Raw genomic sequence first — 18,507 nt, 5'->3', positions numbered from 1 at the left:
GAATGATGAAAAAAGAAAATTTTTTGCAGAATATATATAAAGGTGCGGTAATATGCCGGAAAATGTTTTAATGAGCTTAAAAAAAATCACCAAAACATACACCATGGGCGAAGTTACCGTTGAAGCTCTGAAGGAAACCTCCCTGGACATATTCGCGGGAGAACTGCTGGTTATCCTGGGCCCAAGCGGCTCCGGCAAAAGCACCCTGCTTAATATTATGGGCGGCATGGACCTGCCTACCACCGGAGAGGTTTATTTCGGCCAAGAAAACATGAGCAGGGCCGGTGAGTCACGGCTTACCCATTACCGGCGCAGCGCGGTGGGCTTTGTCTTTCAGTTTTACAACCTGATTCCGGACTTAACCGCCAGGGAGAATGTGGAACTGGCGGCCAACCTGGTGGACAACCCCCTGCCCACGGCTGAAGTCCTGCGGGAAGTGGGTATGGAAACGCGCATGGACCACTTCCCCGCCCAGTTGAGCGGTGGTGAGCAGCAGCGTGTGTCCATCGCCCGGGCTGTGGTAAAAAACCCGCGGCTGCTGCTGTGCGACGAGCCCACCGGTTCTCTCGACTCTCATACCGGCAGGCTGATCCTCGCCATGCTGCGCCACGTTAACCTGGAACACGGGAGCACTGTCGTAATCGTTACCCACAATGCGGTCATTGGCGCCATGGCGCACCGGGTGCTGCGCATGAGCAGCGGCAGGATTGTGGAGGTCATTGAGAATGCGTCTCCGCTGCCGCCGGAAAGGATTGAGTGGTAATGAGCATCCTGGCCAAAAAGTTATTTAGGACGATCAAAACCACCCGCGGCCAGTTCCTGGCGGTTACTGCGGTTGTGATGCTGGGCATCACTGTCTATATATCCATGAGCACTGTTTCCTACAATATGATCCAGTCCAGAGACTTGTTTTACCGGGAGTACAATTTCGCTGATTACTATTTCCAGGTAATTAAGGCGCCGGAGGGAGTAATCAGGCAGATTGAGTCGGTCCCCGGCGTAATCCGGGCTACCGGGCGGATCCAGAAAGATGTGCCTGTACTCAGAGAAAACGGCGAAAGGGCCAGTGCCCGCCTGACCAGTTACCCCCTGCCCATGAACACTGAGGTAAACCGCCTGCACCTGCTGAGCGGCCGGCTTTTTGAAAAATACCCTGAGACAGGCGAAGCGGAAGTCCTGCTGGACCCTCAGTATGCCGCCGCCAACAGGCTGTCCCCCAACGATAAGGTGACTATTGTGGCCGAGGGCAGGCAGGTCTCTTTAACCGTGGTCGGCGCCGCTACTGCGCCTGAATTTGTCTACCCGATGAAGGATGCGGCCAGCCTGATCCCCGAGCCTGGAAATTTCGGCATCTTCATGGTCCCCCACAACCAGGCCCAGGAGATTCTAAACCTCTCCGGGCAGGTTAATCAAGTGGTTATAAAAATTGCTCACGGATCTGATGAGAAAAAAATAGCTGAAAGAGTTAAGAATATCCTGGAACCTTACGGCAACCTGGCCAGTTACCCGCGCAAACAGCAGCTGAGCGATGCCGTCCTGTCGGGAGAGATGGACCAGCTGCGGATCATGGCCCGGTTTCTGCCTTCCATCTTCCTGGGCATCGCCGCGCTGATTGAGTTTGTCATGCTGGGCCGGATGGTTAAAGCCCAGCGCTCGCAAATCGGGACCATGAAAGCCATTGGTTACAACAATTTTCAGATTATGTGGCATTACTCCAGCTATGCCGTGCTGGTAGGCGCGCTGGGCGCCTTGCTGGGCTCTTTAACAGGGATCTTGCTGGCGTCATTCCTTTCCAGAGTCTACGCCCAGTTCTTTAACCTGCCCGAGGTAATCAGCGGCGTCAGCAGCCTGGCCTTGCTGTACGGTTTTATACTGAGCCTCAGTGTTGGCGCTGTTGCCGGCTTAACAGCTTCCCGCGGGGTGCTTGCCATCCAGCCGGCCGAATCCATGCAGTCCGGGCCGCCGCGGGGGTCGGGTAAAATCTTCCTGGAGAGCTGGTCCCGGCTGTGGCACAGGCTTGATACCACCTGGAAGATGTGCCTGCGGATAATCATGCGCAACCGCTTCCGCTCCGCGGTTACCCTGCTGGGAGTGGTTTTCGCAACCGGCATGATGGTGGTGTCGTTTTTCTTCCAGGACACCGTAAACGTCATGATCAATGAATACTTCTCACAGAAGTATGATTATTTTGTCCGCTTCACCGAACCGGTAAAGGAATCTGAACTGCTGGACATCACCCGCCTGGATGGAGTGACCAGGGCTGAGCCGGTATTTGAGATACCTGTGAAAATACATTTCGCAGGCCGTACCCAGGAGGAACTCCTGATCGGCCTGCCCGGCAACACACAAATGCAAAGGCTGAAAAGCCAGACAGGCAGTGATCTGCGGCTGCCGGACAGGGGGCTGTTGATCAGCAGTTCGACAGCCAGAAAACTACAGGTGCGAGTGGGTGACGAGGTGCAGGTGGAAACCCTTCTTCCCCTTGGCCCGACACGACGCAGCAATTTAAAAATAATGGGCGTCAGCCAGCAGTTCATAGGCGGCATGTCTTACCTGACTTTGGCCCAGACCAACCTGATCTTGCAGGAAAACCAGTTGATCTCCGGAGCTATGCTCAAGCTTGACCCGGGCAAGGCCCACCTGGTGGAAAACAAACTCAACGACATGACCGGGGTATCCTCCCTGCTCAGCCACAAGAAAGAAATGGAGAGCTTTGCCGCTCAGATGGACTACATGTATTATTACATCTTTGTAATGGTCGCTTTCGCAGTAGTACTGGGGTTTGCCATCGTCTACAACGCTTCGGTGATCAGTTTTGCGGAACGCAAAAGGGAGCTGGCGTCCCTGCGGGTAATTGGCTTTACAGTACAGGAGGTCTCCGGCCTCCTGCTTAAAGAAAATTTGCTGCAGACGCTTTTGGGTGTTGCCCTGGGCCTGCCTTTCGGCCGCCTGCTCGCTGACTACTACATCCAGGCCATGATGTCATCTTCCGATCTATACAGCACCTATACCTTCAAAGTGGTGATTTACCCGCTCACTTACGCCCTGTCGGCTCTGGGCGGGATCTTCTTCATCATGGCAGCCTACCGCCTGGCGGTCAGAGGAGTGAAAACGCTTGATCTGGTGGAAGTATTAAAGACCAGGGATTAGGGAGGAATGGAAATTGAAACGGAAAACCATAATTTACCTGGCAACTGCGGTTGCGATTGTGTTGGTGATAACCGTCTGGGCTTACGCCAACGACGGCACAAAGGTTGAGACGGTTCAGGCGCGGCAGGGAGGCATTATCCGGGCAGTAACCGACACCGGGTACGTGCAGGCCGCCACGAACTACGACATACACGCCACCCAAAGCGCCCGGGTCGTGGGAGTACCTGTGGAGGTCGGCCAGGCTGTGGAACAGGGACAAACCCTGGCTGTATTGGAAAACCTGGACCTGGCGGTACAGATCAGCGATGTAAACTCCCAAATCTCCCAGGCCGCGTCTGCCGCTGCCGGCGCCCGTGCCGCCCTGGAGCGCCTGCAGTTGGAATTAAAGGACGCTCAGGACAACCTGGCCCGTTCACAACAATTATTTCAAGCCGGGGTAATCAGCCAGGTTGATTTTGATAAGGCCAAGCTGCAGGTTGATACTGCCCGGCAGAATATAAGCGAACAGAACGCCATCCTGGAAAGCGCCCTGGCCCAGAGGGCCGGGCTGAACCAATCACTGCAGCAGCTCAGCGCCAAGGAGCGGCAGCTGACAGTTAAGAGTCCGGTTAACGGTATTGTGCTGACCCTGCCGGTAAAACAGGAACAGGTGGTTAACCAGGGCACACTGCTGGTCAATGTTGCGATGTCAGAGCAGTTGGAGGTTAAAGCCGATATTTTAAGCGATGACCTGGCAGATATAAAAATAGGCCAAAGAGTTACTGTCACAGCCCCGGTATTAGGCCAGCAGGCGCTGGTGGGCGAAGTGAAAAAAATCTACCCGCAGGCGGAGGAAAAAACCTCTGCCCTGGGAGTTATTCAGCGGCGGGTGCCGGTAATTATCACTCTGCCCGCTCCGGTCAACCTGAAGCCAGGTTATGAGGTGCGCGTCTCCATTGAAACGATGAGCCGTCAGGACGTACTGACACTGCCCAGGGAGTCTGTGCGGACCAGAGAGGATGGACAAAAAGAAGTCATGCTGGTAATTGAAAAACGAATTAAGCACCAACTGGTGAAAACCGGGATTAGCGACCAGGAAAATGTTGAAATATCCAGCGGGCTGACGGCTGAAGATCAGGTTGTCCGGGACGCCGGCCTTAACCTGGCTGAAAAGACCAGGGTTAAATAGACGGGGGATTTAACCCTACATTTTTCCAGGGTTATGATAAATATTTTAATCAAACAATAATAACGGCTGCCGTCCCAATTTAACAAGGGGGGTAGGCTAATGAGCAGAAGGCGTGGAGGAGTAATGTCCGAAAGGCTCAAGTACGAGTTAGCCGATGAGCTTGGTGTTGGTAACGTGGTGCGCAATGACGGAGGTTACTTCGGCAACGTCTCCTCAAAAGACTGCGGTAACCTTGTCCGGCTTGCCATCGAACGGGCCGAGCGGTCTATGACAGGGGCGCGGTAGCCAAAAACGGGATGCCCATTAAGGGCATCCCTAAGTTTGTGAGGAAGAAAATCAACGGTGTAGGTTCGATTTCAATCTGATGACCATACCTATTCCTCAGACGAGTAAAACCGGCCAGTATTTCTTTTGGATAGCTTTAACATTATTAACCACACCTTTTACTGTATTTTTTACCGGGAGGTTGGATTCCAGGGCTCTGGTTTTTTGCTTCTCCCACCTGTTCAGTGTATGAATAACCGCAAACACACCCTCCGCCAGCGCATTCAGGTTGTAACCGCCTTCCAGCACCGCCACCAGGGCGCCATTGCAGCAGTCGCAGGCTATTTCACAGGCCATTTCAGCCAGTTTCAGAAAACCGCCGGAGGTCACGCTCATCTGCCCGATTGGGTCTTTGGCATGGCAGTCCATCCCGGCGGATACTAAAACCAGTTCCGGCCGGTAGGCTTCAGCCACGGGCACGAGAATTTGCCGGAAAACGTATTCGTAGTCTGCGTCACCGGACCTTCTGGGAAGAGGGACGTTGATATTGTATCCCTCACCGCTGCCCTGACCAGTCCTGTCAGCGAGACCAGTGGCCGGAAAACTCCAGTCCCTGTGCACCGAAAAATATAAAACAGAGGGATCGCTGTAGAAAATCTGCTCTGTCCCGTTGCCGTGGTGCTCATCCCAGTCTATCACCAGTACCCGCCGCAGGCCGTATCTCTTTACTGCATAGCGGGCGCCTATGGCTACGTTGTTAAAGAAACAAAAACCCATAGCCTGCCCTTGTGTGGCGTGATGGCCCGGAGGCCGCACCAGGGCAAAAACAGATTCCACTTGTTTGCCTAAGACCGCCTCTATGGCCGTAAGGGTACCTCCTGCCGCATATATGGCGGCTTCGTAAGTGCCGCTGGAACCGCTGTTATCGCTCCCAAAGCTGCCCCCGCCCCTGTTGGAAAAATCCCTCACCTTGTTAATGTACTCTTCGTTATGCACCAAAGCAACCTCATCCGTGCCGGCGGGTCGCGGCTTGATCATGAGCAGGTTCTCCAATACTCCTGCTTTTTTAAGCACATTGTATGTATGTGACAGTCGCGAGGCTTTTTCCGGATGATTTCCAGTTTCGTGATCGAGGTAGACCGTGTCGTATACCAGACCGGTACGCAAAAAAACTCCTCCCCCAAACAAGTAATTATTTATAAAAAAGCAATAAACTTATCAATACAACCCTGACTTACCTTTTTCCCCCCTGCTCACCTTCCCTTCGACCGTAAGGAAGCGGGATAAACTGAACCGAAGGCCGCCTTTGGGCGGGCTGCGGGTAGAGGTCCATTAAAGCGTATATCTCGTCGAGCAGGCCTACGGTCACAGGAAGCCCCATCTTTTTAAGCTGGTCACTGTCTATGGGGTAATCATGGGTCCAGCTCCCGCTGGATAGAAGCTCCGCTAATTCCCTGGCCTTCTCCTCCTCCATTTTGTCAGAGAGCAGGTAGTACACAAATTCTCTTACCTGTTTTATCGCCTTTCCGGCCATTTCCGCCAGCATTAAGGTGCGGTCGTCAATCTTGTCCTTATCCTTTTGACGCAGGACATCCAGAATGGATACCGCAGGGAATTCACCAAGTTGGGGGTCCACCGGCCCTAACACCGCGTTGTCGTCCATAATTATCTCATCAGCCGCCAGTGCTATCATGGTACCGCCGGACATGGCGTAATGCGGCACAAACACAGTCACTCTGGCTTTATGTCTTTGCAAAGCCCTGGCAATTTGCTCCGAAGCCAGGACCAGACCGCCGGGGGTGTGCATTAAAAGGTCGATCGGCATGTCATCAGGAGTAAGCCTAATGGCGCGGAGAACAGCCTCGGAATCCTCAATATTGATGTATCTGGATAACGGAATGCCCAGCAGGCTGAGCAGTTCTTGCCGGTGGATCAGAGTGATCAGCCGTGACTTGCGGCTCAACTCAATTTTTCGCATCAATCTGAGCCGCATAATTTCCAGGCGCTGCTGTTTTAAAACAGGCAATATGGCCATGAGCAAGAAAACAATCCAAATAATTTCCGAAAAATTTATCTGCATAAGCCGCTCCTTTCTTTATTTTTTCATTGACTTCTTTGTATCGCAAATTGATCCAAAAAGCAATTAAATTATTATTAAAAAAATCTTAACATGGTTTTAACATTAACAACTTCCGGTTATGGTATGATATCAGAGAGAAATATGCTTAGACCAACAGCTTGGGAGTGAAATTATGTTTCAAAGGAAAAGGGACACTTTTTTTGAGTATTTTCTGCAGGTGGTAGAAAATATAAAGGTAACTTCCCAGATTTTCCGGGAGGAAATGAACAACCTGGAAGATGCCGAGCAGTTTGCCATTCAAATTAAATGCAAAGAATCCATAGGCGACCAATACACTCATGAAATTATACGCGCCCTGAACAACACTTTTATCACACCTCTGGAAAGGGAGGACATCCTGGGGCTTACCATAAAACTTGATGATGTCCTGGATCTGCTGGAGGCCTGCGCCTGGAGCTTTGACCTTTTTAATGTTACCGAAGTTGACGATTTTATGAAGCTTTTTGCCAGAAATATTGAAATGTGCACTCAGGAGATAGCCTACGCCATTAATTGCCTTGTTGAAAAAAAATTAAAGGAAATGCCCCGGCACACCCATAAAATTAATGACCTCGAAAATGTGGCCGACGACCTGCTCAGGGACAGCCTGAAAACCCTTTTCTCAACCTGCACCGACCCGATTGAAATTATCAAAAGAAAAGAAATCTATTATATGATGGAAGAGGTATCAGATGCCTGCGAGGATGTGGCTGACATTCTGGAGGGCATCATTATGCGCAACTCATAAGGGGAGAGAAATGGTTGAATCAATGTTCATCATAACCGTAATTGTTTTACTGGCCCTTTCATTTGATTTTATTAATGGTTTCCACGATACGGCTAATACAATCGCCACTTCTATTTCTACCAAAGCCCTGCCGCCCAGAATTGCGATTCTATTATCCGCTTTCATGAACCTCCTCGGCGCCCTGGCCTTTACCGGTGTGGCCAAAACAATCGGAGGCAAAATTGCCGACCCGCTCAAACTGGAACACGGTGTGGTCATAGTAGCGGCAGCCCTGATCGCAGCTATTGCCTGGAATCTGATTACCTGGTATTTCGGGATTCCCAGCAGTTCCTCCCACGCTCTTATCGGTTCTTTAGCCGGTGCGGTTATTGCTGCCGAAGGTTTGCGCGCAGTAAATTTCTCGGGTTTCTTAACTATCCTCGAAGCTTTGATCATTTCACCCCTGGTAGCGTTTACTGTCGGTTATATCATAATGAACCTTATTGCGGCTATTTTTAGAAATTTCAACCCGGGCAAAGTGAACCGCAACTTCCGGACCATGCAAATCTTTACCGCCGCCTGGCAGGCCTTCAGCCACGGCACCAATGACGCTCAAAAATCAATGGGCATAATCACTTTTGCCCTGGTGGCCGGTGGGTTTCAAACGACCCTTGATGTTCCTGACTGGGTAAAGGCGCTGTGTGCTTTAGCCATGGCACTCGGCACTTCGGTTGGCGGGTGGAGGATCATCAAGACTATCGGCACCAGGATTATCAAGCTGGAGCCTGCCAGCGGCTTTGCCTCCGACTTCTCGTCAGCATTAATTATTATCATGGCCACACTGTTTAAGCTGCCGGTCAGCACCACCCACGTTATTTCATCCTCGATCATGGGAGTAGGTTCGGCCAAGCGTCTTTCCTCAGTCCGCTGGACTACCGCCCAGCAGATGGTCGTAGCCTGGTTGATCACGCTGCCCATAACCGCCATCTTCGCCAGCCTGACTTATTTGCTCGTATCTGTCTTTTTTTAAAATGATTAACTTAACCGTACAATGCCGCGGTGTTTTTCCGCCAGATTAAGGTACCTGCCCACTGCTCCCCGGAATCTTGGCAGCTCCTCCTCTTTGATAGCCCTCACCACTTTTGCGGGCGCCCCCATAGCCAGCATGCCCGGGGGGATATCCTGTCCCTGCAGCACCAGGGAACCAGCCCCTATTACCGCGCCGGCGCCGATGCGCGCGCCGTTTAAAATGATCGAACCCATACCTATGTAAGCGTCGTCCTCAATGGTACAACCATGCAGCACAACCCGGTGTCCAACAGTTACCCTTTCACCTACAAAGAGAGGGAACCCGGCATGTTCATGCAGGATGGACCCGTCCTGAATACTTGTACAGGCGCCTATGCTGACTTGATCATAATCCCCGCGCACGACGGTATTGTACCAGATGCTTGCCTGCGGGCCCACCCGCACTTTGCCAATTACCACGGCGCCCGGCGCTATAAAAGCTGTTTGATCTATTACAGGCTCAACTCCCTCATACAGGTAAATCATGTATGTTCTCCCCCTGCTCCCATATTTATTACCTACCATTATCTTCCCAAACTTTTTTTTGATCAAGCATTGTTAAAAAAAGCTATGTTTTTATAATTATGAAAAAATTCTGAAGTGCTAATTTAGGCAGAACATACTATAATAATATTTAATATAGTATTTATTCATTTTTTAACGAGAGGGAGGCTTTTAATGTCAGTCGCGAGGACCGGCGGCAAAGGGGAATTTAATAAGGACCTGTCCGTGGACGAGCTTGAGATGCTCCTGGATATAAGCAGCATTGTCAATTCACATCTGGATTTGGACGAGATTCTTCAATCGGTCCACTCTTATTTGCCCAGGCTCATACCACATACCAAAAGCGGTATTTTTTTCTACCACGAAACAACCGGCAAGGTGACCATTCACTCCAATATTGGATTCAGCGACAGGCTTTTAAAACAGTTCGCTGAAAATATCTCAAGCCACTTTCTTTTCAAAAAGCAGCTCGCCACCAAAAAAGGCTGGCGGTCCACAGATATCCACCCGGTAGAGGATATTAAAAAGCTTCCCTATTTTCAGTCAGCGATGCGGCGCGAAGGCATCCTGTTCGGTATTGGCGCACCCATAATTTTGGAAGGGGAATTTATCGGTACCATCCACGTCACCCGCCCGGAAAGCCGGGGTGATTTCAGTATCAGGGACCTGCGCATGCTGGAGCTGGTTGCCAACCAGATTGGCATCGCGGTCAAAAACGCCTTGACCTACGAAAAGGACCTTAAAGAAAAAGATCATATAATTACCGTTTTGGAACAGAAGGTAAAGCAGGCTGAAAGGCTGGCCGCCCTGGGCAGGGCTGCCGCCATTATCGCGCATGAAGTTAAGAACCCTCTTACCTCCATTAGGCTTTCCCTTTATTCTGTTGAAAAAAAATCTTCCTGGAAAATGGACATCAACGAAGATTTGAAAATTGTCAAAGAAGCGGTTGACAGAGTCAGCAGGACCATGGAAGACCTCCTTCATTTCTCCAGTGACACCTACCTCCGCTTTGAAGAGATTGATTTAAACGAACTTCTTAAAGATGTGGTTTCAGAATACAGAAATCAATACGGGAAGGGCGTTATTATCGAAACCTCCCTGAACAAACCTGTCCCCGCCATATTGGCTGACTGTGAGAAACTTAAGGAGATCTTCGGCAACCTCCTTTCCAACTCTATCGCAGCTACTGAAGACGGGGGAACTGTACGTGTATCCACTAACCACTCATTTGACCAGGTTTTTGCCGTGGTTGAAGACTGGGGCAGCGGCATTTCCCTTGAGATTCAGCAAAAAATATTTGAGCCCTTTTTCACCACTAAACAAACTGGTACAGGGCTGGGGCTGGCCATTGCCAAAAAAAACATTGAAGCACACCGCGGTACAATTAAAGTTGAAAGCGAACCGGGCTGGGGAACCAAATTCATTGTCACCCTGCCTGTTTATAATCAGGCTCGGCGAGGTGTTGTAAATGATGAATGAATTTTTGAACAGCGAAATCCGGTTATTGTTAGTCGACGATGACCCTCTGGTACGCCGCAGCTTAAGGATGCTTTTTGAACTGCACGATATTTCCGTGGTAGGCGAAGCCACCAACGGCGAGGAAGCGCTGGAAGCGGTAGCGGCACATAAACCAACCATGGTTTTGATGGACGTCAACATGCCCAAAATCGACGGTATCAGGGCAGCCCGCATCATTAAAGCAAGACACCCGGGCATCCAGATTATCATTTTAACTGTGAGCAACCAGCACGATAAGGTGGTACAGGCGATCCGCGACGGCTGCTCAGCTTATGTGCTTAAGGACAGCCCGCCGGAGCAGTTAATAGAAATTGTTGAGAGTGTAGCTGAAGGCCGTTATTTTGTAGACACAGCTATTGCCAATGAGCTGCTGGTAAACCTGGTTCAGGGGACCCCTCACCACCAGGCGCAAAAGGAGCCTTCCCTGCTGACCATTCGTGAAAAAGAGGTGCTGCAGCTGATTGTCAACGGGCACAGCAATAAGGAAATAGCCAGCAAGCTGAACATTACCCTGCGTACCGTAAAAGCTCATGTCAGCAGTATTTTAATCAAACTGGATGTCAATGACCGCACCCAGGCGGCCGTGCTAGCCATTCAAGAAAAGATGATGGAACCCAATTAGACGTGGGAAATGGGAAGTTGGGTCCATATCCCACGACAAAAAAAGTGCGCCCTTTGCCAAGGCGCCAGGTGAGTAGGGGGTAGTTATCTTTTTAATTTCTAAAGTCCTGGAAAGACTGTTTTACTCTAAATAAACAACACCTCCATATTTGAAATGTTATATTTTGTAAAAAACTTATTTCTTGATAACCCTCTTCAGGAAGTATCCCTCAGCATCAATAACATCCCTGAGCAAGCGCAGGTCTTCATCAGTAGGTTCAGCCATTTCCTTGACATCCGGCGGGATAATCAGTTCAAAGTCAACCAGTTCCTGGATCTCCGCCGGCGTCCTGCCCGGTTTTACTTCCAAAAGCATCATTCGCTTGGTTGCCTCGTCAAACCCAAAAAGCGCCTGGTTGGTGATTACTCTGTAAGGTCCGGAACCCAGCACCCCTGCTTTTTCCCTGTAGTCGGGGGCCCCGTCGCCAAAACCTATGCTGGTGACAAAGTCAAGTTTCTTGACAAACCTTCTTTTTTCCAGCGCCATAATGGCGATGGTCTTTTCACAGTTGGCCGCCATGGCTCCTGCGCCGCCGCTTCCCGGGAACCTGATGCCAGGCTTGTCATAATTGTGGCCTTCAATGGTTGAACAGATATTGCCGTACATGTCTACCTGCGCGCCGCCGATGAAGGCGTAGTCCGCGCATCCTCTCTGGGTCAGCTCAAAAGCTCCGCAAAGCCCTTTAAGGTAGCAGGCTTTACGGGCGGCCCTGGTGTCACCGACAGACAGCGGCATGCCCATTTCCAGAATGGGGGCCAGCGAGCCGGCTTCATAAATCATATAGAGGTTGGGGGCATGGGTCAGCTGAGCATGCATCGCTGCAATAATCGGCAGGCCTGTGCCCACGAACACTATTCTCTCGTCCTTAAGAACTCTGGAGCCAGTGTAGGCTATCATCTCAAATGGCGTATATTCAGACATTTTTTTACCTCCTCGTATAATAATTTATTAATTTAAAGCTGCTGCTAGGTCAGGATAATAGGCTGGCCGCCATCCATATCCTTTAATTTCTTAAGAGTCTTGTATCCAATCTTCTCGAGGAAATCATCATGGTTCTCGCAGCCAAAGATATACTCGTCGTAGTACTTCTTCAATGCGTCCTTGTTCCCGGTTTTGCGGAAGTCTTCACAGATGCTTCTGAACATCTTGATGTGGTCCATGTCGAACCAGTAGTATCCGTAACTTGCCCCTGGATGGGCGCCGTATTGCACTTCAGTTACCGTGTCAACAACCGGGAAGGGGATTTCGGTCAGGTTTGGATAAGACCTAATGCTTTCAGTGGGAATCACTTTTTCTGTAGTCATGATCGTAGCATTGGCAGCCATGGCAATTTCCGGACAGGTGCAGTAGGCGCCGAATATTCTCGCGTTGCCGTACATATCCGCGGCTGTGGTGTGAACAATACCAACATCAGGATGGCAGGCCGGAAGGAGGTAGACGTTCTTGCCGGTAAACGGACACTCAATCATTTTACCCCTGTTCACCAACTCCATATCTGAACCGCCGTGGTCTCTAACCGGTATAAAGGGAATTCCCATCGATGCTGCTTTAAATCTTACTGACATCCCATAGTTCGTGTAGTCATCCATTTCTATAATCCCGTTGGTAGCAAGGTAGCGTACCATGGGAGCGATGCCGATAATCTCATAACCCCACCAGGCCAGTTCGACGCGCTTTATGGATACACGGTCAGGATCCAGGATCATGGCTCCCGCCAGTAATTCGGGACATATTGAGTTCGACTGGAAGGACAGGGTCAGGTCCCTGGCCCCGTGTCTTATTATTTCATGAATAATGGCAACTGGGACCCTGGTGTTGACAAAGCCGCCGATACCCAGGTTAATACCATCCCTGATGTGTTTGCCCACAGCTTCCTTCAAAGACATTCTCTTGTCTTTCAGGGCGTGGGACTTGTTCACCATCAATTTCCTTGACTCGTCAGGTGTCGGTCCCCAGTATTCAAATTTTTTCTCCTTGTACTCCAGAGTGGAGATGTTCTTAATGTTGGAACTTACTGTGTTTATCATTTTTTTACCTCCTCCTTAAAAAGTCTGATTTCAATACAGCAATCAATTAAACAACGGGAATACGTTATTAAGCCGGTTTCACCCCCCAGTGCAAAAATTTTTAACACCCGGGCCTGGTTAATATATTGTAAAAGCGGGGAATCGCGCTCTTTTTAATCTTACAGGCTTTTAAATACACCAACAATGGACGGGTGGCCTAGTTCAATGAGACATACTGCCATTGTCCTTTAAGACAATATGATAATTTTTATTTGATTAATATAATTATTTTATAGTAGGGACTAAACGCTCTAATAATCCGAAAAATTGTGACTTTTCTTAATTTTTCAACAAAATTTCACTAAAAAAACACTAGATAGTACTAGCCCTTTAGTACAATAAGCACTGTTCTTATAGCCAATAGAATCATCTTTATTATGCAAATAAAATTAATTTTTAAGGGGGTTAAATTTTTATAAAAATTAAAGAGAGTGTAGACTACAGGAAAGGAAAGGTTTCAAGAAGCCTTAACAAAAATGCCGGTCCATAATTTATATGAACTAATGACTGTGGGACAGACGATTTTTATTTTTTTATTTGCCAACAATTAATAACCATTTGGACGAATATTTTTGTTTTGGCGGCATCCCGATTAGTCGGCGGGATAGAATCCAAAAAGTGTTTATTTGGATTTTAGAAACCGAAAAGGAGAGTGAATATGTACTGGACAGGCCTATCACCCGATGAAGCCAGGCAATTCCTGGCAAACAAGGACAAATCAAAAAGAGACAAAAGAATAAGCCTTAAAGAGGCGGTCCAAAAGTATGTCAAAGACGGAGACAACCTTGGCATAGCCGGGTTTGTTAACGCCAGGCAGCCCATCGCCATTGTGCATGAGATCATCAGGCAGGGAAGAAAAGACTTAACCCTTTCCTTCCAGTCCGCCGGTCTCGCCCCTGAATACCTGGCTGGAGCCATGTGCCTTGATCCCGCCAAAAACAGCATTAAGAGGATGGAACTTGCCTATCTGGCGCATGAAGCTTTCGGCATCTCCCCGCTTTTACGCTATCTGACCGAGAATTCCTTGATTGAATTGGAAGACTGGAGCAACTACAACATGTCCGCCAGGTTTAAAGCCGGTTCCATGGGCCTGCCTTTCATCCCCTGCCGCAGCCCGATGGGCAGCGACATGTTGAAGACCAACCGGGCTGTTGTGCAGGACTGCCCGTTTACCAACAGGCCGATCATGCTTCTGCCGGCCTCTCACCCGAACGTCGCGCTCGTCCACGTGCAGGAAGCTGACATCTACGGCAACTGCCGGATCCAGGGCCCGCTCTTTACCTGCCCTGAAATAGCCATGGCCTCGGCGCACACCATTGTTACCTGTGACCGCCTGATCGAACATGACGACATGACCCGCTACCCGAACAGGATTAGCATACCCTACTTCGCTGTTGACGCGGTTATTGAAGTGCCTTTCGGCGCCTATCCGGGCAACAGCGGCGGGCTTTACTATTATGATGAAAAGCACATCCCCGAGTTCAGGAACGCCTGTGAGAAGTTCCGCAAGGGTGACCGCGCTCCGCTCCAGGAATACTATGACAACTACATCTTCGGTGTGGAAAATACAACCGAGTTTATCAACAAGATTCCGCTCAGCCAAATCCAGTATGTCCAGAAGATTGAGCCCGGTATCCGGCTTGACGCGGCCTACACGGTATTAGGAAGTTAGGAGGTGGAATATAGTGGCAAAATATTCGGAAGACTTTACTCCCCAAGAGATGATCGTGGTGGCAGGGTCGAGGACCCTGATCGATAATAAAGTGGTGTTTGCCGGCACCGGCCTGCCCATGGTGGCCATCACCCTGGCCCAGCTGACCCACGGCCCCGGTATTGTCCCGGTATTTGAAGCCGGCGCTGTGGGGCCGGAACTGTCCCGCGGCCTGCCTCTTTCAGTAGGCGGTTCCAGAACTACCTACAAGGCTAACTACCTGCTTGGTCTTAACTCTGCCTTTGAACTGACCCAGCGCGGTTTCTGCGACTTCGGATTCATCGGCGGCGCCGAAATCGACCCCTATGGCAACCTCAACTCCACTATGATGGGTTCATTCCCGGATGGCTATCAAAAACCCAAAACCCGCCTGCCAGGCAGCGGCGGCGCCAGCGACATGGCCTGCTCCTGCGAGCGCACCATTATCATCATGGTGCACGAGCCCAGGCGTTTTAATGAAAAAATTGACTACATCACCAGCCCCGGCTACCTGGATGGTTCCCCCAACGCCCGCTGGCGCGCCGGCATGGCCGGACAGGGGCCATACAGGGTCATTACCACCAAGGCTATTATGGGCTTTGACGATGAGACCAAACGGATGAAACTCATTGCCACTCTCCCCGGCGAGACTGTCAAAAGCGTGCAGGAAGCAACAGGTTTTGAACTGATCATCCCGGATGATGTATACGCTTTTGAACCGCCCACAGTCGAAGAGATCCGCCTGATCCGGGAAGTCATCGATCCTAAAGGGTATTTCGTCAGAAAGAAAATCAAGGAATAAAAAAAGAGATAAAAAATTATATACCCCCTACTCACCCGCGCCTTGGCAAAAGGCGCGTTTTCTTTGCCGTAAAAACAATTCAACGGGGTGGTTGCGTGTAAGGGCGGGCCTGTGTATTATTGAATTAAGAGCATGGTAAATCCATGCAGTGTTAAGCGGATGGGGGTTAGTCCGGTGCAAAGGACTGAATTGGTGTGTCCCGGCTGCCGTTGGGAGATGCGGGTAAGCGGCAATGAGAAAGCCGTTTGTGATTCATGCGGCTGTGAATTACCGGTTTATGAGTGTCCAAATTGTCAAAACCAGGGGCTGGTAAAGATAAAAGAAGACGGTGGAGCCGCGGACGCCTATTTCCTTTGTTTCTCCTGCGGGGGCCGGTGGGCCGGCAGCGAACTGGAGCGCTGCCCGGAATGCTACCAGTGGCGTCCCGGCGAAGAATTCGAGGAGTTGATCATCTGCCGCAGTTCGGTAGGTTTTTATGTCTGCGGCAATTGCTACGGGAAGATATTCAAATAACCGGACAGTATCAGTTATCGTAAAAGAGCGCCCTGCGACAGCAGGACGCTCTTTTTTAAACAGTTATTTAGTTTGCCCGTTAGATTTAGGCTGACAGCCTTTGCGGCGGTTTGGTTATAATAAGCGCAATTACACCGGCCGCGACAAATACGGCGCCAATGGTAAACGACATCATGTAGGTGCCAAACATATCGAACATTCTGCCGGCCAGCAGGTTCGATACAAAGCCGGCGATACCCCAGGAGGTGAACAGCAGGCCGTAGTTGGAGCCCTGCGCCGTCGGGCCGAAGTACTGCAGGCAGGTGGCCGGGAACAGGGTGAACATGGCGCCGTAGTTCCAGCCGATGATGATAGCGACCACACAGAGGAGGAACAGGGCTTTGCCGACCGGGAACAGGACCAGCATAGCAACCACTTGAAGAATAAAGGTTACCATAAAGCAAATCCTTGTGCCAGTCTTATCGGCAATAGCTCCGATCAATACCCTGACAAGAGCGTTGGCGGCGTTAAGACTGCTGGTTGCATAAGCGGCCTGCATAGCGATCTTAGCCGTCACGTCTTTGGGCAGCGCGCTTACAGCCACTCCTGCTGCGGCTGCCGCCTCTTTGTTCATTTCATTAATGCCGTGGGCGGCCATAACTCCGATAACCATCAGTCCGGCAAAAGAGCCGCAGAAGTAAGCGAAGTAGAGCAGCCAGAACTGGACGGTCCTGATTGTCTCCCCGAAGGTGTAGTCCCTGCCCACCTTCGGCGCGCCTTCCTTGGGCGCGGGCGGGTTCCAGCCGGCCGGCTTATAACCAGCCGGGGGGTTCGACAAGCAAAGCCCGGCAATAATAGCCATGAAGAACATCGCGATGCCGACATACCTGAACACAGGCAGAGCCCCGCCGAAGGCGTTAATCATGGATGTGGCCAGCGGGCCCATTATAAATGAACCTAATCCGAGGCCTACCACCGCGAGGCCTGTGGCCAGCGCCCTCCGGTCGGGCCACCATTTGGGCGCGGTGGCAATCGGCGGCAGGTAAACCAGGCCGCCGCCAAAACCAGCGATAAGGCCGTAATAGAGGTATAATTCAAATGGAGTCTTAATGGTTGAAGTCAGGAAGAAACCGATACCAACGATCGCGCCCCCGATGACGACAACCGGTCTGGGCCCGAACCTGTCGCTCAGTTTGCCGGCCGGGAAGGTCATCAGACCGAACACTAACACGGCAATAGCGTAAGCAAGCTGCACTTCAGCAGCAGTCCAGCCGAACTGTGCCCTGAGAGGCTTGATAAAAACGCTGAAGGCATATAGCAGTAAACCGCAGGTGGTGCTGCCCAGTAATCCGCCTACAAGAGGAACCCATCTAGGCATAATTTCACGTCCTTTCGTTTTTATTGAATATCCAAATAATGACACTTACTGGTACTAAGAACATAAAATAAGAATGATTCCCTGCTGGATTTTTACTCATCACCTCCATTCCAGCCTAAAAATAAAAACGGTCTTCAGGACTTATAGAAAAATCGCACCGAACACAGCACACGCCGTTGGAACAACTAGTCCCAGCGGGTAATACCGGTCCAGCCGGTTTAACTATACCCCCAAAAACCATTATACGAGGCGGTTACTCTAATACGACCCGGCAAATAGGTCTTTCACCGGCCTCTTGCTTAATATTATACAACAACTTGTTTAAAAATTCCTGCAAAAATTGACGATATTTTTAAAAAATTTTTTTAATTATCTTTTTGTTCTTTTTAATCATTAAATTAATTCATCCTGGCTTTAATTTTAGCGTTGATCCTTTCCATGATGTTAATGGTGCTGAGCTCGTGAAAAGTCTGGATAATAGCGCTTTCCACAGGGCCGTCAACCGACAGGAGTCTATGGTTTATATCGAATTCCACACCATACTCCTTCTTCAGCCTCTTATTTACAGACTCCAGTATTTTCCTCCTGTCAGCCTGTTCACCCATATCCGCCCATTTCTTCTCAGCGGCGGCTGCCGGGTCAAGTTCGGTCCCGCGGCACAGGCAATCTAAAAACATCTCTCTGAATACGTTGAATTCAGGTCTTTTCATCTCTCATCACCTCGTATAATAGATTTAGGACCACCGAACAGCCATAATTCCAGTTAAGGAACTATATGGATGATGGATGGTAGTTTGGGAACCGGTTCCCTTAAATTACGGGTACCGAAGCCAATAAAATCAAGTACCAGATTCCACAGCAAGTACGGTAACGGTACCGGTCATGCGCGCGAATACTGTA

At 50.2% G+C, this 18,507-nt stretch carries 18 protein-coding genes; 11 read left to right on the top strand and 7 right to left on the bottom strand.

The annotated features are described in order from the left end of the window. Positions 1-52: 52 nt before the first annotated feature. The 4 genes from Pmgp_RS04835 (at position 53) to Pmgp_RS04820 (ending at position 4,603) form a co-directional block, all read left to right on the top strand. Complete coding sequence (locus tag Pmgp_RS04835) at positions 53-763, top strand: ABC transporter ATP-binding protein (RefSeq protein ID WP_134212849.1); 711 nt, start codon at positions 53-55, stop codon at positions 761-763. Continuing rightward, a complete protein-coding gene (locus Pmgp_RS04830; protein WP_134212848.1) occupies positions 763-3,150 on the top strand; it encodes an FtsX-like permease family protein in 2,388 nt (795 codons plus the stop codon). The genes Pmgp_RS04835 and Pmgp_RS04830 overlap by 1 nt, the downstream gene beginning before the upstream one ends. 13 nt (positions 3,151-3,163) lie before the next feature. Further along, a complete protein-coding gene (locus tag Pmgp_RS04825; RefSeq protein WP_134212847.1) occupies positions 3,164-4,318 on the top strand; it encodes an efflux RND transporter periplasmic adaptor subunit in 1,155 nt (384 codons plus the stop codon). Positions 4,319-4,417: 99 nt separating this feature from the next. After that, positions 4,418-4,603, top strand: coding sequence for a small, acid-soluble spore protein, alpha/beta type (locus Pmgp_RS04820; RefSeq protein ID WP_134212846.1), 186 nt, complete (start codon positions 4,418-4,420; stop codon positions 4,601-4,603). Between the two features lie 96 nt (positions 4,604-4,699). Here Pmgp_RS04820 and Pmgp_RS04815 read toward each other — a convergent pair whose 3' ends face one another. Then, a complete protein-coding gene (locus tag Pmgp_RS04815; RefSeq protein ID WP_243119731.1) occupies positions 4,700-5,749 on the bottom strand; it encodes a histone deacetylase family protein in 1,050 nt (349 codons plus the stop codon). 67 nt (positions 5,750-5,816) lie between these two features. After that, positions 5,817-6,662: an SDH family Clp fold serine proteinase gene (locus Pmgp_RS04810; protein WP_134212844.1), complete on the bottom strand. Its 846-nt coding sequence runs from the start codon at positions 6,660-6,662 to the stop codon at positions 5,817-5,819. A gap of 172 nt (positions 6,663-6,834) precedes the next feature. On the opposite strand from Pmgp_RS04810, the gene Pmgp_RS04805 reads away from it, so the two are divergent. Next, positions 6,835-7,449, top strand: coding sequence for a DUF47 domain-containing protein (locus Pmgp_RS04805; protein WP_134212843.1), 615 nt, complete (start codon positions 6,835-6,837; stop codon positions 7,447-7,449). 10 nt (positions 7,450-7,459) lie between these two features. After that, on the top strand, positions 7,460-8,458 hold the full coding sequence (locus Pmgp_RS04800) for an inorganic phosphate transporter (protein ID WP_134212842.1): 999 nt from the start codon (positions 7,460-7,462) through the stop codon (positions 8,456-8,458). A gap of 5 nt (positions 8,459-8,463) precedes the next feature. Here Pmgp_RS04800 and Pmgp_RS04795 read toward each other — a convergent pair whose 3' ends face one another. Continuing rightward, complete coding sequence (locus tag Pmgp_RS04795) at positions 8,464-8,982, bottom strand: gamma carbonic anhydrase family protein (protein WP_134212841.1); 519 nt, start codon at positions 8,980-8,982, stop codon at positions 8,464-8,466. Between the two features lie 192 nt (positions 8,983-9,174). Here Pmgp_RS04795 and Pmgp_RS04790 point away from each other — a divergent pair, with 192 nt between their 5' ends. Further along, entirely contained in the window at positions 9,175-10,479 is a 1,305-nt protein-coding gene (locus Pmgp_RS04790) for a sensor histidine kinase (RefSeq protein ID WP_134212840.1), read from the top strand. Further along, on the top strand, positions 10,469-11,140 hold the full coding sequence (locus Pmgp_RS04785; protein ID WP_134212839.1) for a response regulator: 672 nt from the start codon (positions 10,469-10,471) through the stop codon (positions 11,138-11,140). The genes Pmgp_RS04790 and Pmgp_RS04785 overlap by 11 nt, the downstream gene beginning before the upstream one ends. A gap of 174 nt (positions 11,141-11,314) precedes the next feature. On the opposite strand, the gene Pmgp_RS04780 is transcribed toward Pmgp_RS04785, so the two are convergent. Next, positions 11,315-12,100, bottom strand: a complete 786-nt coding sequence (locus Pmgp_RS04780; RefSeq protein WP_134212838.1) for a CoA-transferase subunit beta — start codon at positions 12,098-12,100, stop codon at positions 11,315-11,317. Between the two features lie 44 nt (positions 12,101-12,144). Then, positions 12,145-13,206, bottom strand: coding sequence for a CoA transferase subunit A (locus Pmgp_RS04775; protein WP_134212837.1), 1,062 nt, complete (start codon positions 13,204-13,206; stop codon positions 12,145-12,147). A 697-nt stretch (positions 13,207-13,903) separates the two neighbouring features. On the opposite strand from Pmgp_RS04775, the gene Pmgp_RS04770 reads away from it, so the two are divergent. From Pmgp_RS04770 to Pmgp_RS04760, 3 genes are all read left to right on the top strand, one after another. Continuing rightward, positions 13,904-14,917, top strand: coding sequence for a CoA transferase subunit A (locus Pmgp_RS04770; protein WP_134212836.1), 1,014 nt, complete (start codon positions 13,904-13,906; stop codon positions 14,915-14,917). A gap of 13 nt (positions 14,918-14,930) precedes the next feature. Next, the gene (locus Pmgp_RS04765; RefSeq protein WP_134212835.1) at positions 14,931-15,737 is read left to right on the top strand and encodes a CoA-transferase subunit beta; all 807 of its coding nucleotides are present in this window, start codon (positions 14,931-14,933) and stop codon (positions 15,735-15,737) included. Positions 15,738-15,911: 174 nt separating this feature from the next. Next, a complete protein-coding gene (locus tag Pmgp_RS04760; RefSeq protein ID WP_134212834.1) occupies positions 15,912-16,250 on the top strand; it encodes a hypothetical protein in 339 nt (112 codons plus the stop codon). A gap of 85 nt (positions 16,251-16,335) precedes the next feature. Here Pmgp_RS04760 and Pmgp_RS04755 read toward each other — a convergent pair whose 3' ends face one another. Both Pmgp_RS04755 and Pmgp_RS04750 read right to left on the bottom strand, forming a co-directional pair. Then, on the bottom strand, positions 16,336-17,607 hold the full coding sequence (locus tag Pmgp_RS04755; protein ID WP_134212833.1) for an L-lactate MFS transporter: 1,272 nt from the start codon (positions 17,605-17,607) through the stop codon (positions 16,336-16,338). A gap of 398 nt (positions 17,608-18,005) precedes the next feature. After that, entirely contained in the window at positions 18,006-18,317 is a 312-nt protein-coding gene (locus Pmgp_RS04750; RefSeq protein ID WP_134212832.1) for a hypothetical protein, read from the bottom strand. Positions 18,318-18,507 lie beyond the last annotated feature (190 nt).

Origin of the sequence: Pelotomaculum propionicicum (assembly GCF_004369225.1) — a bacterium.
Classification (GTDB): Bacteria; Bacillota; Desulfotomaculia; order Desulfotomaculales; family Pelotomaculaceae; genus Pelotomaculum_B; species Pelotomaculum_B propionicicum.
Note: the sequence above shows the minus strand (reverse complement) of the source record. Positions and strands in the feature narration are given on the sequence as shown.

Excerpts from the sequence above, each read along its gene's own strand:
- Pmgp_RS04755 (WP_134212833.1), bottom strand. The coding sequence starts at position 17,607 with ATGCCTAGATGGGTTCCTCTTGTAGGCGGATTACTGGGCAGCACCACC.
- Pmgp_RS04770 (WP_134212836.1), top strand. The coding sequence starts at position 13,904 with ATGTACTGGACAGGCCTATCACCCGATGAAGCCAGGCAATTCCTGGCA.
- Pmgp_RS04830 (WP_134212848.1), top strand. The coding sequence starts at position 763 with ATGAGCATCCTGGCCAAAAAGTTATTTAGGACGATCAAAACCACCCGC.
- Pmgp_RS04790 (WP_134212840.1), top strand. The coding sequence starts at position 9,175 with ATGTCAGTCGCGAGGACCGGCGGCAAAGGGGAATTTAATAAGGACCTG.
- Pmgp_RS04795 (WP_134212841.1), bottom strand. The coding sequence starts at position 8,982 with ATGATTTACCTGTATGAGGGAGTTGAGCCTGTAATAGATCAAACAGCT.
- Pmgp_RS04820 (WP_134212846.1), top strand. The coding sequence starts at position 4,418 with ATGAGCAGAAGGCGTGGAGGAGTAATGTCCGAAAGGCTCAAGTACGAG.
- Pmgp_RS04835 (WP_134212849.1), top strand. The coding sequence starts at position 53 with ATGCCGGAAAATGTTTTAATGAGCTTAAAAAAAATCACCAAAACATAC.
- Pmgp_RS04805 (WP_134212843.1), top strand. The coding sequence starts at position 6,835 with ATGTTTCAAAGGAAAAGGGACACTTTTTTTGAGTATTTTCTGCAGGTG.
- Pmgp_RS04810 (WP_134212844.1), bottom strand. The coding sequence starts at position 6,662 with ATGCAGATAAATTTTTCGGAAATTATTTGGATTGTTTTCTTGCTCATG.
- Pmgp_RS04750 (WP_134212832.1), bottom strand. The coding sequence starts at position 18,317 with ATGAAAAGACCTGAATTCAACGTATTCAGAGAGATGTTTTTAGATTGC.
- Pmgp_RS04800 (WP_134212842.1), top strand. The coding sequence starts at position 7,460 with ATGGTTGAATCAATGTTCATCATAACCGTAATTGTTTTACTGGCCCTT.
- Pmgp_RS04780 (WP_134212838.1), bottom strand. The coding sequence starts at position 12,100 with ATGTCTGAATATACGCCATTTGAGATGATAGCCTACACTGGCTCCAGA.
- Pmgp_RS04775 (WP_134212837.1), bottom strand. The coding sequence starts at position 13,206 with ATGATAAACACAGTAAGTTCCAACATTAAGAACATCTCCACTCTGGAG.
- Pmgp_RS04785 (WP_134212839.1), top strand. The coding sequence starts at position 10,469 with ATGATGAATGAATTTTTGAACAGCGAAATCCGGTTATTGTTAGTCGAC.